Source organism: Pseudomonas sp. MYb60, assembly GCF_002979555.1.
Taxonomy (GTDB): Bacteria; Pseudomonadota; Gammaproteobacteria; order Pseudomonadales; family Pseudomonadaceae; genus Aquipseudomonas.
The window spans coordinates 26216-41764 of record NZ_PCOZ01000017.1; the positions used below are offsets into that span (position 1 = coordinate 26216).

Below are 15549 nucleotides of genomic sequence, written 5' to 3' on the forward strand. Positions count from 1 at the left end.
GAATCAGCTCATCCGTCCAGGCACTGAAAATCAAAAATATGTGAGGGTGCTTGCCCCTGATAGCGCTGTGTCAGTGGAAAATCAGGTGACTGACCCACCGTCATCGGGGACAAGCCTCGTCCCACAGTTGATCTTCACAGGTCATATCAGCTCATTTCACCTCGAATCCGGGCTTGGAGCCCTTGTTTACAGGCCTTCGCGCCAAGCCCTGTCACAGAACCGTCATCCCCCGCACCTAGCTTGCCCTCCCAGTTGCCGGGCCTCTTGCCTGGCGCCAACGGATTCTTGGGGAGGATTGCATGTACAAGCGCAGCGGGCTCGTCAGCTTCACGCTTACCGCCTTGGCCCTGGCGATTGCCAGTGAGCGGCTAAGTGCGGCCGAGGTGGCCAATACCGAGCACGTCGAAGTGGTCGGCCAGGCGGCTGCCATCGACCAGGCGTTGAAGGAACAACGCTCCTCCGACAGCATCAAGAGCGTCGTGCATGCCGACGGCGTGGCCCAGTTGCCGGATGAAAACGTCGCCGAAGCGGTGCAGCGCCTGCCGGGTATCAGCGTGGAGCGTGACCAGGGCGAAGGGCGCTTTGTCAGCGTGCGTGGCCTGGGCCCGGACCTGAACAGCGTGACCATCAACGGCACGCTGGTGCCGGCGCCGGAGAGCGCCCGTCGCGCCGTGGCGCTCGATGTGTTGCCCTCTGAGCTGGTGCAGTCGCTGTCGGTGATCAAGACCCTGACGCCGGACATGGACGCCAACTCCCTCGGCGGCACTGTCGACGTGCAGAGCCTGTCGGCCTTCGACCACAAGGGCCTGTTCTACACCGGCAGCTCCGAAGCCAGCTACGACAAGAACACACGCCAAACCAGCCCGAAATTCTCCGGCGCCGCCAGCAACCGCTTCAGCCTCGGCGACGGCATCGACAACTTCGGCGTGGCCGCAGCGCTGAGCTGGCAAAAGCGCGACTTCGGCTCCGACAACGTCGAGACCGGCGGCGCCTGGGATTTCGCCAACGGTGCGCGGCTCAACGAGTTCGAACAGCGCGACTACGACATCAGCCGCGAACGCGCCGGCGGCGGGCTGAACTTCGACTACAAGCCCGACGACCTCAGCAGCTACTACCTGCGCACCCTCTACAGCCGCTACAAGGACACCGAGACGCGCAACTCCACCAGCATCGAGTTCGCCGACCCCCTCGCGCCAGGGCAACTGGGCGACGCTGAAGTCAGCCGCAAGCTCAAGAGCCGCGCCGAGACCCAGGAAATCCAATCCTACGTGTTTGGCGGCGAGCGCATGCTCGGCCTGTGGACCCTCAGCGGCCAGGCCGGCTACAGCCAGTCCAGCGAAGACAGCCCGGGGCATATCGCCGGCGCCACCTTCGACGGCGGCGACCTGGCGAACAGCGGCTATTACGACAACGACAAGCCGCGCCCGATCATCGGCGCCGGCTTCTACGACGCCCGCAACTTCAGCCTCGACAAGGTCGACTGGGAAAAACAGAACACCCAGGACACCGAGAAAAACCTGCGCCTGGACCTGGCCCGCGACTACGACCTGAGCGGCTATGCCTCGCAGTTCAAGTTCGGCGGCAAGATCAGCCGACGCGACAAGACCAACGACCTGGAAGCCTGGGTCTACGAAGACTTCGACACCTTGGGCTTCAGCGCCGACCAGCTCAATCTCACCCAGTTCCAGAAGGGCAGCGTCGACTACCGCCTGGGCAATTACGGGCCCGGCATCAGCGCCAGCGGTATCAAGCAATTGATCGGCGGGCTCAACACGGCGGATTTCTACGACGAGACCGAATCGCGGGTCAACGACTACACCATCCGTGAAGACATCAACGCCGGTTACTTCATGAACACCATCGATATCGACGACTGGCGCTTTATCGCCGGCTTGCGCTACGAAGGCACCGAGTTCGAAGCCAAGGGCACTGGTGCCACCGATGGGGTGTTCACCGACAGCCACACCCAACGCCGCTACCACCACTGGTTGCCGGGCCTGCATGCGCGCTATCAGATCGACAAGAACACCCAGGTGCGTGCGGCCTGGACCAAATCCGTGGTGCGCCCGACTTTCGGCCAACTGGCACCGGGCTTCGTGATCGACGATGACGAAGCCACGTTCGGCAACCCGGACCTCAAGCCCCTGGAGTCGAGCAACCTGGACCTGGGCATCGAACACTTCATGGGTCGCGCCGGTACCGTGTCGGCGTTCGTGTTCTACAAGGACATCAAGAACTTCGTCTACAACACCGACCTGGCCGGCACCGGTGCCTGGACCAACTTCGCCGAGGCTCACACCTACGACAACGGCGACAGCGCCAAGCTCTATGGCCTGGAGCTGGCCTATTCGCAGAAGTTCGACTGGCTGCCCGCGCCATGGAATGGCCTGCTGGTCGGTGCCAACACCACCTTCAGCCGCTCCAGCGCGGACATCGAAGGCTTCGACAGCGCCAGCGGCACCCAACGCAAGCGCAACATCAGCCTGCCGAACCAGTCGGACACCGTCGGCAACCTGATGCTCGGCTGGGAAGACGACACGCTCAGCCTGCGCCTGTCTGCCAATTACAAGTCGGCCTACCTGTATGAGCTGGCCTCGATCAACGACAAGGCCCATGACCTGCACGTCGATGCGCAGACCTTCGTCGATTTCAGCGCGCGGTACTCGCTGACCAAGAACCTGCAAGTCAGCTTCGAGGCGCAGAACCTCACGGACGAGTCGTACTTCGTCTACACCGGCCACCGCAGCTACAACGGCCAGTACGAAGAATACGGCCCCACCTACAAGCTCGGCCTGACCTTCACCCACTTCTAAGCACCACGCCAGCGCCCACAGCTGATCTTCACTGTATTTGAAGGATTTGTTTGTTCATGAGAATTTCCAAGCTGTATTTGCTGATGGCCCTCGCAACCTGCAGCCATGCGATGGCCGCCGACCTGGCCCTTACTCCATGGGCACCGAGCTTGAACGCCGAGGCCATGGTTTTCCTGAACCCTACCGAGCGCCTCACCGCCAGTACCCGCGACGGCCTGCAACTGGTGGACGCCAAAGGCACCGAGCTGGCTCGTTACAACGGCAACTTCAGCAGCCTCGACACCCGCGCTGCCGGCACCCAGACCCTGGTGGCCAGCCTCGACAACGACCGCCAGCAAGCGCTGCTGATCAGCCTCGACACCGCCACCAAGACCTTCGGCAAACCGCTTTACCTGCCAACCCGCGACTATGCCGTCAACGGCCTGTGCCTGTACCGCGACTCGGCCGCCAACCTGTTTGTGTTCCTGGTGGGTGAGGAGGGCAAGGGTGAGCAATGGCTGGTGGGCAACGCTACCACGCTGCTGAGCGAGCCCCAGCGTGTACGCGGCTTGCCGTTGCCGCCGTCGGCACAGTTCTGTCAGGTGGATGACGGCGCCAACCGCCTGGTGGTGAATGAAGAAAACGTCGGCTGGTGGGCCTACCCGGCGCATCCGGAAGCCGATGTGCAGCGCACCCCGGTGGCGCTGTTCGACGACCCGAAACGCGAGGCCGGTGCCATGGCGCTGGTGCCGGGTGGAGTCGTCGCGCTTGACCCGAAGACCGCGCACTTGCATCTGTTCCAGCAACAGGGCGAACGTTGGGTCGAGCAGCCCAGCCTGAGCCTGCCCGGCCTGAAAGAGCCGGAACAACTGAGCCTCAACGGCCGGCAACTGCTGGTACGTGACGACGACAGCGGCACGCTCTACCAGGGCACGCTCAACTGGCAGGCCACGCCGGTGCCGGTCGACGCGGTGATCCCGGAAGTCGCCGCCGTGCGCCAGACCGATCCGGTCGGGCGCCAGGGCGATGCCGCGGATGACCCGGCGATCTGGATTCACCCCGAGCAACCGTCCAAAAGCCGCGTACTGGGCACCAACAAAAAGCAGGGCCTGCTGGCCTATGACCTCGACGGCAAGCTGTTGCAAGAACTGGCAGTCGGACGCCTGAACAACGTCGACGTGCGCCCGAATTTCAAACTCGGCGCGCAGACCGTCGACCTCGCTGTTGCCAGCAACCGCGATCACAACAGCCTGAGCCTGTTCAGCATCGACCGCGCCACCGGCGAGTTGCGCGAGGCCGGTGAGGTGCCGACGCCGCTCAAGGCGATCTATGGCATCTGCCTGTTCCAGCCCGCCAGCGGCGAGATCTATGCAATCGCCAACGACAAGGACGGCACCTTCCTGCAATACCGCCTCAGCGCTGCGGATGGTCGCGTTCAGGGCGACCTGGTGCGCCAGTTCAAGGTCGACAGCCAGCCCGAAGGCTGCGTCGCCGATGACCAGCGCCAGCGCCTGTTTATCGGCGAGGAAGACGTCGGCGTGTGGGCGGTGGATGCCCGCGCCGATCAGCCGGCCACGCTCACGAGCGTGATCAAGGTGGGCCCCCAGTTGCATGCGGACGTCGAGGGGCTTGCGTTGTACCAGAGCGATAAACGCGACTACCTGGTGATTTCCAGCCAAGGCAATGACAGCTACCTGGTGGTGGATGCCGAGCCGCCGTTCGCCCCCCACGGTGCGTTCCGTGTCGGCCTGAACGCCGCCGCCGGCATCGATGGTGCGTCGGAAACCGATGGCCTGGAAGTGACTGCGATCAACCTCGGCGGGCCCTGGAGCCAGGGCATGCTGGTGGTTCAGGACGGGCGCAAGCGCATGCCCGAGCAGGCGCAGAACTTCAAGTTCGTGCCCTGGGCTGATGTGACCCGCGCGCTGAAGTTGCCGTGACCTGTCATCAACCGGTCATGACTTTTTAATCGAATAGGAGCTCAACCATGCACGCGACGATGGAACACATGACGATCTGGGGCCTGATCACGGACGCCAGCCTGCTGGTCAAGGCCGTGATGATCACCTTGCTGCTGGCCTCGCTGGTCAGCTGGTACCTGATCATCCAGCGCGGCACGGTGCTGCGCCGGCTGGAGCGCCAGGCGAATGACTTTGTGCAGCGCTTTCGCAGCGCACCGGACTTGCAGCCGCTGTACCGCGACACTGTGCAGGCGGGCGAGGGCGGCATTGCGCTGATCTTCATTGCCGGGGTGCAGGAATACCAGCACCTGTACAACCACGACCCAGCGGTGCTTGAAGGGGTGGAGCGGGCGTTGCAGGTGGCGATCACCGAGCAGGAGATCGAGTTGGAAAAGGGCCTGCAATTTCTCGCGACCGTGGGCTCGGTCAGCCCGTACATCGGCCTGTTTGGCACCGTGTGGGGCATCATGAATTCGTTCATCGGCCTGTCCCAGGTGCAGCAGGCCACGCTGTCCACCGTGGCGCCGGGCATTGCCGAGGCGTTGATCGCCACGGCCATCGGCCTGTTCGCGGCCATCCCGGCGGTGATCGCGTACAACCGTTTTGCTGCCCGTGGCCAGACCTTGCTCACGCGCTATTACGCCTTCGGCAATGAACTGCAAGTGCGCCTGCATCGCAGCCTGCGGGGCACGCCGATCAACTTGGCCGTGGCCGCGTGAAAGGAGCAAGACGATGCTGACCAGGCCGCAACGCAAGCACGGGCCCAAGGCCGAGATGAACGTGGTGCCTTACATCGACGTGATGCTGGTGCTGCTGGTGATCTTCATGGTCACCGCACCGATGCTGACCCAGGGCGTGAAGATCGAATTGCCCAAGGTCGCCGCCGAGGCGCTGGCCACCGACACGCGCCAGCAGATCCTCACGCTGTCGGTGAAGGCCGACGGCGGTTACTACTGGAACCTCGGCGGCGAACTCGATACCCGTCACCAGACCGACAGCGCCGTCAGCCTAGATGAAATGGGCGCCAAGGTCATGCAGGTGGCGGCGGCCCGCAGCGACACCCAGGTGTACATCCGCGCCGACGACAACGCCGGCTATGGACGGGTGGTCGCGGCCATGGCGGTATTGCAGAAGGGTGGTGTGAGCAACCTGGGGCTGGTGACCGAGGCCCCACAATGACGGCGATGATCATGCACAGTCCAGCGCTGGTATTGGCGCCTCGGGAAGCCTCCGGGGTCTGGAGAAACAGCGTCGCCGCCAGCCTGGCGGTGACCCTGCATGTGGGCGTGCTGGCGGCGTTGATGCTGGGGTGGTCGACGGAACAACCACCGGTCGAGGTGCCTCGGGTGATGCACACCCAGTTGGTGATCCTGCCGCCAGCGCCGGCCCCCGTGCCGGAACCCGTGGCGGTTGCAGCGCCGCCGGAGCCGGTCAGCGTTCCGGTGCCGCCCAAACCTGTGGTCGACCCACAGATCCAGGCGCAAAAACTGGAGAAAGCCGCCTTGGCCCGCAAGCGCGTCGAGGAAAGGAAAGCCGAGCAGCAACAGGAGCGTCTGGCCACCGAGCAACGCAACCGTGAGCTGGAACAACAACGCCAGGCCGCTGCCCAATCCGCTCGCCCGGCCACACCGGCACCGGCACCTGCGCCCGCGCCCGCACCGGCCTTCGACAGCCGCCAGTACCAACCCTTGAGCAAGGAAGCCCCGGACTACCCCGAGCGCGCACTGGACAAAAACATCGAAGGCGATTGCTCAGTGGAATACACCGTCAACACCCAAGGCCGTGTGGAGAACCCCAGGGTGCTGGACGGTTGTCATCCGTTGTTCATGCGGCCTTCATTGGCGGCGGCGAATACCTTTCGCTATCAGCCGCGTGTGGTCGATGGCAAACCCGTGCCCGTCCCGGCAGTGCGCAACACCTTCCACTACCGCATCAAATGAATACGTTCAGCCAACACAAAACCCGTGTGGGAGGGGGGAAGCCCCCTCCCACATTTTGATCTCGCGTCAGGCGTTAGCGAGGTTCACGAGCTCGGTTCCGGAAACGTAGCGCTCCAGGTTTGCCAAAAACGCATCGGCTATCTCATTCTTGCTATTGGTCGAAATCGCCGACGTATGCGGCGACAACCGCACCCGTGGATGCGTATACAAGGGGTGCCCATCCGGCAACGGCTCCGGCTCGGTCACGTCCAGCGAAGCCAGGCCGATTTGCCCGTTATCCAGCGCCTCCAGCAACGCCTCCTGGTCCAACAACCCACCCCGCGCGATGTTGATCAGATGCAGCCCCGGTTTGGCGCTGCCCAGCACATCCCGATTGATAAGGTTGCGCGTGGCGTCGGTGAGCGGCGCGGCCACCACCAAGTGATCGGCGCGGGCGAACAGGTCATGGATGTCCTTGGCCGCCTCCACTCCCGCGCTGAACGGTGCCTGGCTTTGACGCAATGCAATCACCTTGATGCCCAATGCCAACGCCTTGTGCGCCAGGCTTTCACCAATCGCGCCAAAGCCCAGGATGCCCAGCGTGGTGCCCTTGAGGGGCCGCAGTGGGGTGAAATTCCATTGCGCGTCTTTCACCCAGATTTCCGGCAGGTGCTTGGACGCGGCAAAGATCGCGGCCAAGGCAAACTCGGCGAGGTTGTCGGCGGCGCTGCCACGGGAGGTGGTCACCGGCGGGCCGTCGAACAACCATGATGGGTAGAAGTCGATGCCTGAAGACACCAGGTGCACCCACTGCGTACCGTAGGGCCAGCCGGGTGGCGGGGTGTCCGGGGCGGTGTAGCCGCGCACGTTGATCGGGCGCGCCAGCAGGATATTCGCCTGCGGCGGCAGGTCGCTCGGTACCCCGGCGGGTACGCCGACCACCTGGGCGCCGGGATAGCGTGAGGCGAGTCGCTCGCGGATTACGTCGTTGAAATCTTCGTCCAGCTGGCTGGCGATAATCACCTGGGTCATGTGCGTTCCTTCTCACGTTGGGTGAAGACAGCCTTGCCGACGCCTTGCAACACGGCGTCGTTCTGCGGGGTATGCACGCGGCTGCACAGCACGTCGCGGTAGTGCCGTTGCAGCGGATTGAGTCGCGACAGGCCGGGGTTGCCAGAGGCTTCGATGGCCAGTTCCACGGCACGGATCGCGTTGTTGGTCACCAGGTATTTGAGCTGCGCGGCGTTGGCCGCCGGGGTGTGGCCATCGGCGGCGGCGTCCAGCAGGCTGCGGTTGGCAAACAGCAGGGTGTCGATATGGCCGATGGTTTCCTGAAAGCGCGGCAAGGTCGACAGCGCCGCGCCGAGGTTGGATGGCCTGCGTTCTTCCAGCCAGTTCACCAGCCAGTCCCGGGCGGCCTGGGCCACGGCGTCGTAGACCGAGGACAGCAACACTGCCATCCACAGGAACCCCTCGGGGTCCAGTTCTGCCGACGGCGCGCTCCAGGGGCTGACGCTGACGGCGTGATCCAGCGGCACCAGCACGTTGTCGAGCACCACTTCATGGCTGCAGGTGGCGCGCATGCCCAGGTGGTCCCAGGTATCGATGATGGTCACGCCGGGACTGTCCTTGGGCACCAGCCAGGCGCCCACCAGCGGGTCGGCGTCGTCGCTGCGGGCCCAGACGCTGAACCAGCTCAGGCCGTGGCTGCCGGTGGAGTAGATCTTGCGGCCGCTGATGCGCCAGCCCTCGGCGGTGCGCACGGCGGTCGTCGCCGGCAGGCCGCCACGGGCCGGGGTGCCGAGGTCAGGCTCGACGCGCAGCGCGTTGATCAATGCGCCATTGCGCACGGCGTCTTCGGCCACCCGGGTACGCAGGTGCGCGGGCCAGCTCTTGCTGTCTTGCAGGCGTGTGTGTTGCAGGTATTGCATCACCAGGATCAGTGCGGTGGAAGGTTCACCCTTGGCGATCGCGCTGATGGCCTTGCGCGCCTGGGGCAGGCTGGCACCGCCACCGCCGAGGGACTTGGGCACGGTGAGGGCGACCAGGCCGTGGTCGTGCAGCCGCTTGAAATTGGCATGGGGGAAGGCGCCGCTCTCGTCGTAGAGGTGCGCGGTGCTGGCCAGCTCAGTGGTGAGGCGTTCGAGCAGCGCTTCGAAGTTGGCGACGTCCACAGAGCGCAGAGACGGTTGGGTCATAAAGATGTACTCGGTCAAAAATGGGGGAGGGTTAGATGGCCAGGCGTACTGCCTGTTGGCCCAGCAACTGCTCCACCGCCTTCAACACCGGATCAGCTTCCGTGCGCACCAACCAATCCGGGCTCACCTGCACAAACGCCACCGTGCCGTCCTTGGCAATCACCACCACCGTCGGTTGCGGCAACTCCCAGGTGCCGGTGCCAGTGGTCTCGCCAATGCTGTTGCCCTTGGCCAATGCGGCGTTGCGCGACGCCTCGTCAAAGCTGTAGAGAATCCCCAGGCGCCGCCCGAGGTTGTTGTCCTTGTCGCTGGCCACCAGCAGTTGCAGGTTATGGCGGGTCTTGATGTCGGCAAGCCGTTCCGGCACTTGCGGGCTCACCGCCACCAGCGGCACGCCACGTTCGCGCAGGCGCGGGTAGAGCTGGCGCTCGTAATAGGGCAGAGCGATGTTGCACGCCGCGCAGCCCGCAAAGCGGAAGAAAATCAACACTGCAGGGCCGTCGGCCAGCAGCAGCTCGCGGTTGAGTTCGCCGCCTTCCACGTTGAGCAGGGTAAATGGGTCCAGCTCATCGCCGACCTGCACGTAGTCATCCGGCCGCGCTTCATCGACCAGGCGCTGGCGCTGGTCGATATTGACCTGCAGCGACTCCGGCGCCCAGGTGGCCACGCGCTCGGCGTGCAGGTCCGCCAGTTGACGGTTCAGGGACTCACTCATGCCAGCGCCTCCTGCCGGTGTTCAACCTCGGCGACGCTGTAGCGGTTGGCCGGCACGTCCAGGCCCAGGTTGTCGCGCAGGGTCTGGCCACTGTATTCGCTGCGGAACACGCCGCGTTGCTGCAATACCGGCACTACCAGTTCGGTGAAATATTGCAGGCCGTCCGGCAAGACCGAGTTGACGATGAAACCATCGCTGGCGCCGGTTTCGAACCAGGTCTGGATCGCATCGGCGACCTGTTCAGGGGTGCCGACAAAATCACGTTTTGGCCGCGAGAACCGCAGCGCGACTTCGCGCAGGGTCAGGCCTTCCTCCTTGGCCAGTTGCTTGATGCGGTCGGAGCCGCCGCGCTGGCTATTGGAACCGAGGTCGCCGAGGTCCGGGAAGGGCGCGTCCAGCGGGTACTGGCTGAAATCGTGATCGTTGAACGGGCGACCGAGGGCGACGATCGCATCTTCCACGGTGACCAAGTCGACAGCCTGCTGGTAGCGGCTTTCCACCTCGGCTTCATCGCGCCCGACAATCGGGCGGATGCCCGGCAGGATCGACAGGTCGTCCGGGTTGCGGCCAAAGCCCTTGGCGCGCCGTTTCAAGTCCGTGGCGTAGGCCTGGCCTTCCTCGATGCTCTCCACATGCACAAAGATGGCGTCGGAGTGTTCGGCGGCAAAGTTGCGCCCATCTTCGGAGGTGCCCGCCTGGAAAATCACCGGTTGGCCCTGGCGTGAGCGGGCGATGTTCAGCGGGCCTTTCACCGAGAAAAACTCGCCCTTGTGGTTCAGCGCGTGCAGCTTGCTTGGGGTGAAGAACTCACCGGTGTGCTTGTTGTAGGCAAAGGCGTCGTCTTCCCAGGAATCCCACAGGCCCTTGACCGCGTTCACGTGCTCCTTGGCGATGCGATAGCGCACGGCATGCGGCGGATGCTCGGCCTTGCCGAAGTTGTCGGCGGTGCCGCTGAGCCACGAGGTAACGACGTTCCAACCGGCTCGGCCGCCGCTGATGTGGTCCAGGGACGCGAACTGGCGCGCCACCTGGTAGGGCTCGGTGTAGCTGACGGTCACCGTGGCCACGAGGCCGATATTCGTGGTGATCGCAGCCAGGGCCGACAGGATCGTCAGCGGCTCGAAACGGTTGAGGTAGTGCGGGCTGGACTTGGCGTGGATATGCAGGCTGTCGGCAATGAAGACGAAGTCGAATTTCGCGGCTTCGGCCAATTCAGTCTGCTGCTTGTAGAACTTGAAGTCCGTGCTGGCGTTGGGCTGGGCCTGCGGGTGGCGCCATTCGCCCCAACCGTGACCGACTCCATGGACCATGGCGCCCAGCTTCAATTGACGTGGCTTGCTCATGTTCTGCTCCTTTTAGCGCGAGGCTTGATTGAGGGGGGCGCGCTTGGCGTTAAAGCTCTTGTCAAAGCCTTGGGACACATCGATGTGCCGGGTCAGCAGGCCTTCTTTTTGGTAGATGTCGGCGGTCGCTTGCAGGCCGCTGATCACTGAGTCGTCGATCGCCACCGGGGTCAGGCGGGTGTCCTTGGCCACGGCCTCGTGCACGGCCAGAGGCAGGCCAGTGATCTTGGCTTGCGCGGCGGCGTATTCGTTGGGGTGCACGTTGGCCCAGGCGTAGGCACGGTCCAGGCGTGCGACGAAGTCATCGAGCTGCGCGCGCTTGTCGGCGATGGCTTGGCTGGTGGCTGCCAGGTACAGGTGATTGCTCAGCAACTTATTGCCACTGATCAGCACACGGGCCTGGCTTTGCGAGGTGACCACGGTGGTGTAGGGGTCCCAGGTGGCCCAGGCGTCGGCGGAGCCGTTGTCCAGCACCAGCCGTGATTCGCTGGGCAGCAGGAAGATGAACTGCACGTCCTGGGTGGTCAGCCCGGCGGTGGCGAGGGCCTTGATCGCCAGGTAGTGGCCGATGGAGCCGCGACCGGTGACGATCTTCTTGCCCTTGAGGTCGGCGACGGTCTTGATCGGCGAATCCTTGTTCACCAGCAGGGCGGTGGTGTTGCGTCCTTCGGCGTGGATGATGCTCACCACCTTGAGCGACGCACCGGCGCCGAGGGCGAATACGTAGGGCGCGTCCCCCAGGGCACCAATGTCCACGGCCCCGGCGTTCAGCGCTTCGCCCAGCGGCGAGGCGGACGGGAATTCCGACCATTGGATTTCATACGGCACATGTTTGGTCTCGCCGGCGACTTCCAGCAGCGCCTTGATCGTCGATTTCTGGTTGGCCACCCGCAGCGGTTGCAGGTCGGCGGCGTGGGCGGTGCCGATCAGCCCGAGGGCGAGGGCGGTGCCCAGGAGCAGGCGTTTGAACGGGGTGCTAAAGACCATGGGATGCAGGCTCCAGGCAGATCAGGAAAGGGTTCGCTTACCTCCGCCTGGAGAAGGGGTCGGTGTGTGGGTTAACGTTATTCCCATAAAAACCTGCTGTGAAGTTCTTTTTGGTTATATGGTAATTATTAAAAACATTTATTATCTTTTGTTTGATTATTCTCTAATTGCATTTGGTGCGACGCTGCGGGCCAGGGCGAAGATGCGATGCTCCAGGCAGGGGGATCAGATCACGTAGAAACCGTGGGTGCCGTCGCGGGCCAGTTGGTCGACCAGGCCGAATTCCCAATCCAGGTAAGCCTGCATGGCTTCCTTGGGGTTGTCGGTACCTTCGTATGGCCGGCGATAGCGATCGATACGCGGCGAGGCCAAATGGGTGTCGCCTTCTTCCAGCGGCAGTTGGGCGTTGATCCAGCCGGCGGTTCCGTCTTGCAGCAGGAACACCTGCTTGCCGGTGATGGCTTCCACTTCCGCCACTGCCAGACGCGCCAGCTGGCTGCTGCCGCAGGTCAGCACATATCGCTCGGCGGCAGGTGCCTTGGCCAGTGCTTGCGGCAACTGCGCACGCAGCGCCCACCAGGCGCCGGGGATATGCCGTTTGACGTAGTTGGCGCTCGCGGTGAAGTCCAGCACCAGGGTATCGCCATGGCCGAGCCAGTCGGCGAGGGTGTGAGGGCTGATCAGCTCGGCTTGTGGCGGCGCCGGGACCGGGGCGACCCAGGCGCCTTTTTCACTGAACTGCGCCGGTTGCAGGTCGTCCAGTACATGCACGTCCCAGCCCAGTTGGGCCAGCCAGGACGCCGACATATTGGCGCGCACACCGTCGTCGTCGGCCAGTACCAGGCGCGCGCCGCGCACACTGGCGACATGGTCGGTTTCCTGCACCAGTTGCCCACCCGGTGTGGAGCGTGCGCCGGGCAGGTGGCCGGCTTCGAATTCTTCCGGGGTGCGCACATCGAACAGGTAGGTGGTGCGGTTCACCTCCTGCTGCCAGCCTTGCAGGTCGGCCAGGCTGGCACGGCCGACGCGGGCTTTATCGGCGACCCGGCGCGCGTCTGCTGCAGCGATTTGGCGATGTTCCTCCGAGGTCGGCGCGAAGCGGCGCGACTGACCGTGGGCGAGTTTCTGCCCGGCCAGCGTCCAGCCGATGGTGCCGTTGCGCAGGGCCGATACCGGGTTGGCCACACCGGCATTGATCAGCGACTGGGTGCCGATGATGCTGCGGGTGCGCCCGGCGCAGTTGACGATGATGCGCGTGGCCGGGTCCGGCGCCAGTTCACGGGCGCGCAGCACCAGTTCGGCGCCCGGTACGCTGATGCCGGTGGGGATGCTCATGGTCTGGTATTCGTCGAAGCGGCGGGCGTCGAGCACCACCACGTCGGCTTGGTTGTCGAGCAGGGCCTGGACTTCTTCGGCGGCCAGGGAAGGGGTATGACGCTCGCTTTCTACCAGTTCGCCAAAGGCTTTGCTCGGCACGTTTACGTCAATAAACAGTTCACCACCGGCCTTGCGCCAACCGTCCAGGCCTTCCTCGAGCAACGCGACGCGGGTATAGCCCAGCGCAACCAGGCGCTCGGCGGCGCGGGCGGCGAGGCCTTCGCCATGGTCGTAGACGGTGACCTCGGTGTCGCGGCGTGGTATGCGCGAATACACCTCCAATTCCAGCTTGGACAGCGGGATATTGGCGGCGAACAACGGGTGGGATTCGGCAAAAGGCGCCTCCTCGCGCACGTCTACAAGCGCGACTTCTTGATGGTCCAACAGGGCCTGGCGAATCTGGGTAAAGCTGCGGGTCGATACGGTGCTCATAGGGCAGGGCTCTTTTCTTTGGACAAATCCCAGATATTCGGGAGGAAGGCGTTGGAGTAACCGGAGATAAACAGTTTCTCGCTGCCGTCGGGTTGGTACACGGCGCGGCGCACGGCACCGATATTGGCGCCGTACACATGAATGCTGATGGACACTTGGTCGCTGTGGACGTTGCTGACCTGGTGAATGTCGCCGACCTTGGGTGATACCGCTTCTACCTGGCCCGGCCGCAGCTCAATCGGCTTGCCTTCGGCGACGAGGCTGCCATCCGGCGCACGCTCGAAGCCCTGGGAAAACTCCGCGCCGCGCAGCATGCCGATCAGCCCCCACACGCGGTGATCGTGAATCGGCGTGCTTTGCCCCGGCCCCCACACAAAGCTGACGATGCTGAAGCGTTCGCGCGAATCGGCGTGCAGCAGGAATTGCTGGTAGCGCTCGGGGTTGGGTTGGGCGAATTCGTCGGGCAGCCAGTCATCATGGCTGACCAGTTGCGCCAGCAGCTTGCCGCCACGGTGCAACAGGTCGCCTTCGCGTGGATTGCCGTCGATCAATTCCGCCAGGGCGCCAATAAAGGCTCTGAGTCTTTCGGGGTGTCGGGCCTGGGTCATGGCAATTCCATCAGTGCGTGTCGTTAAGCTTATCTAAGCATAATGTTTATAGTTAATATGCTATTTTTTAATGATTAGCTTATAGCTGAAGGTAATTTAGAACCGGTCCGACTAGGGTTAGACGTTATCGATCACAGCGCGGGCTATCCAGACGGCATTCCTGCAACTATGCTTCACGCACATCTTAATGACTGTTCTCTATGTGCGGCCCAAATGAAAATTGACGATATCGATGCCTTTGTCGAAGTGATTCGTTGCCAGTCCATCAGCCACGCCGCCGAGTCGCTGCAACTGACCCAGCCGGCCATCACCCGTCGCGTGCAGAACTTCGAGCAGGCGTTGGGGGTGGAGCTGTTCGACCGCAACACCAAGCCCCTCAAACCCACCTTGATCGGCACCCGTGTGTATGAGCAGTGCCGGTTGATCCTGCGCGAGATGGATGCGCTGCGCGAACTGGTGGCCACCGACGCACCGCCCACCGGCCTGTTGCGCCTGGGCGTGCCGCAGACCATCGGCGACGTCGTGCTGCTGGACGCCCTCAAGCACCTGCGCACCGAATACGCCGACTTGCGTGCCCAGGTCGCCACCGGCTGGGGCAGCCAACTGGTGGGCAAGATCGAACGCGGCGAGCTGGACGCGGCGGCGGCATTGTTCCCGGCGGGCAAGATCTTCCCGGACAACATCATTGGCGAGTCCATCGGCAAGATGGAGCTGGTGGTGGTGTGCGCCAAGGCACAGTTGCCGAAAAAGCCGTGCAAGCTGGCGGAGGTGTACCAGAACGGCTGGATCCTGAACCCGGATGGCTGCGGTTTCCGTGCCGGGTTGCAGCGCACGCTGTCCGATCAGGGCCTGGCGTTGCGGGTGAACCTGGAGACCTTTGGCACCGAGTTGCAGTTGGGCTTGGTGGCGGATGGTTTGGGGCTTGGGCTGGTACCGCGTCCGTTGCTGGAGCGCAGCGCCCATCGTGAGCAATTGGCGGTGATGCCGCTGAAAGACTTCAAACCGGTGATGGACTTGTGGCTGATCTACCCACACTTTTTGGGCAATTTGCAGGGGCCGGTGGATGCGTTTGGTAAATTGGTCGCTGCTTCATTGCACAAAATCAGAGAGGCCGCCTGATATGAAAAAAAATAATAATTAGCTTAGATTAAAATGTGCTTTTTATTATTTTTTTGCATCCCCTAGGCTTGCCTGGAAGTCCTTAAGGCCATCCAGGA

13 protein-coding genes are annotated in these 15549 nt (G+C 63.4%); 6 read left to right on the forward strand and 7 right to left on the reverse strand.

Going from position 1 to position 15549, the window contains the following annotated elements; translation table 11 throughout:
- Positions 1–299: 299 nt before the first annotated feature.
- Genes CQ041_RS21850 through CQ041_RS21870 form a run of 5 tightly spaced genes read left to right on the forward strand, consistent with a single transcriptional unit; the run spans position 300 to position 6693 of the window.
- Entirely contained in the window at positions 300–2813 is a 2514-nt protein-coding gene (locus CQ041_RS21850) for a TonB-dependent receptor (protein ID WP_105523719.1), read from the forward strand.
- A gap of 56 nt (positions 2814–2869) precedes the next feature.
- Positions 2870–4732, forward strand: coding sequence for a phytase (locus CQ041_RS21855; RefSeq protein ID WP_105523718.1), 1863 nt, complete (start codon positions 2870–2872; stop codon positions 4730–4732).
- A gap of 47 nt (positions 4733–4779) precedes the next feature.
- Positions 4780–5472, forward strand: coding sequence for a protein TolQ (tolQ, locus tag CQ041_RS21860; RefSeq protein WP_105523717.1), 693 nt, complete (start codon positions 4780–4782; stop codon positions 5470–5472).
- A 13-nt stretch (positions 5473–5485) separates the two neighbouring features.
- A complete protein-coding gene (gene tolR / locus CQ041_RS21865) occupies positions 5486–5932 on the forward strand; it encodes a protein TolR (RefSeq protein WP_105523716.1) in 447 nt (148 codons plus the stop codon).
- Positions 5929–6693, forward strand: a complete 765-nt coding sequence (locus CQ041_RS21870; protein ID WP_105523715.1) for an energy transducer TonB — start codon at positions 5929–5931, stop codon at positions 6691–6693. The genes tolR and CQ041_RS21870 overlap by 4 nt, the downstream gene beginning before the upstream one ends.
- 66 nt (positions 6694–6759) lie before the next feature.
- Here CQ041_RS21870 and CQ041_RS21875 read toward each other — a convergent pair whose 3' ends face one another.
- The 7 genes from CQ041_RS21875 to CQ041_RS21905 all read right to left on the reverse strand — a co-directional run bounded on the left by CQ041_RS21875 (position 6760) and on the right by CQ041_RS21905 (position 14332).
- Positions 6760–7704, reverse strand: a complete 945-nt coding sequence (locus tag CQ041_RS21875; RefSeq protein ID WP_105523714.1) for a D-isomer specific 2-hydroxyacid dehydrogenase family protein — start codon at positions 7702–7704, stop codon at positions 6760–6762.
- Complete coding sequence (locus CQ041_RS21880; protein ID WP_105523713.1) at positions 7701–8870, reverse strand: acyl-CoA dehydrogenase family protein; 1170 nt, start codon at positions 8868–8870, stop codon at positions 7701–7703. Before CQ041_RS21880 ends, CQ041_RS21875 begins: the two co-directional genes overlap by 4 nt.
- A 31-nt stretch (positions 8871–8901) precedes the next feature.
- Positions 8902–9585, reverse strand: a complete 684-nt coding sequence (locus CQ041_RS21885; RefSeq protein ID WP_105523712.1) for a peroxiredoxin-like family protein — start codon at positions 9583–9585, stop codon at positions 8902–8904.
- Positions 9582–10928 (reverse strand): LLM class flavin-dependent oxidoreductase, encoded by a 1347-nt coding sequence (locus CQ041_RS21890; RefSeq protein WP_105523711.1) that lies wholly within the window; start codon positions 10926–10928, stop codon positions 9582–9584. The genes CQ041_RS21885 and CQ041_RS21890 overlap by 4 nt, the downstream gene beginning before the upstream one ends.
- Before the next feature lie 12 nt (positions 10929–10940).
- Positions 10941–11915, reverse strand: a complete 975-nt coding sequence (locus CQ041_RS21895; protein ID WP_105523710.1) for an ABC transporter substrate-binding protein — start codon at positions 11913–11915, stop codon at positions 10941–10943.
- Positions 11916–12140: 225 nt separating this feature from the next.
- On the reverse strand, positions 12141–13724 hold the full coding sequence (locus CQ041_RS21900; RefSeq protein ID WP_105523709.1) for a rhodanese homology domain-containing protein: 1584 nt from the start codon (positions 13722–13724) through the stop codon (positions 12141–12143).
- Positions 13721–14332: a cysteine dioxygenase gene (locus CQ041_RS21905; RefSeq protein ID WP_105523708.1), complete on the reverse strand. Its 612-nt coding sequence runs from the start codon at positions 14330–14332 to the stop codon at positions 13721–13723. Before CQ041_RS21905 ends, CQ041_RS21900 begins: the two co-directional genes overlap by 4 nt.
- Positions 14333–14545: 213 nt before the next feature.
- Here CQ041_RS21905 and CQ041_RS21910 point away from each other — a divergent pair, with 213 nt between their 5' ends.
- Entirely contained in the window at positions 14546–15451 is a 906-nt protein-coding gene (locus CQ041_RS21910) for a LysR family transcriptional regulator (RefSeq protein ID WP_105523707.1), read from the forward strand.
- The last annotated feature ends 98 nt before the right edge of the window (positions 15452–15549 follow it).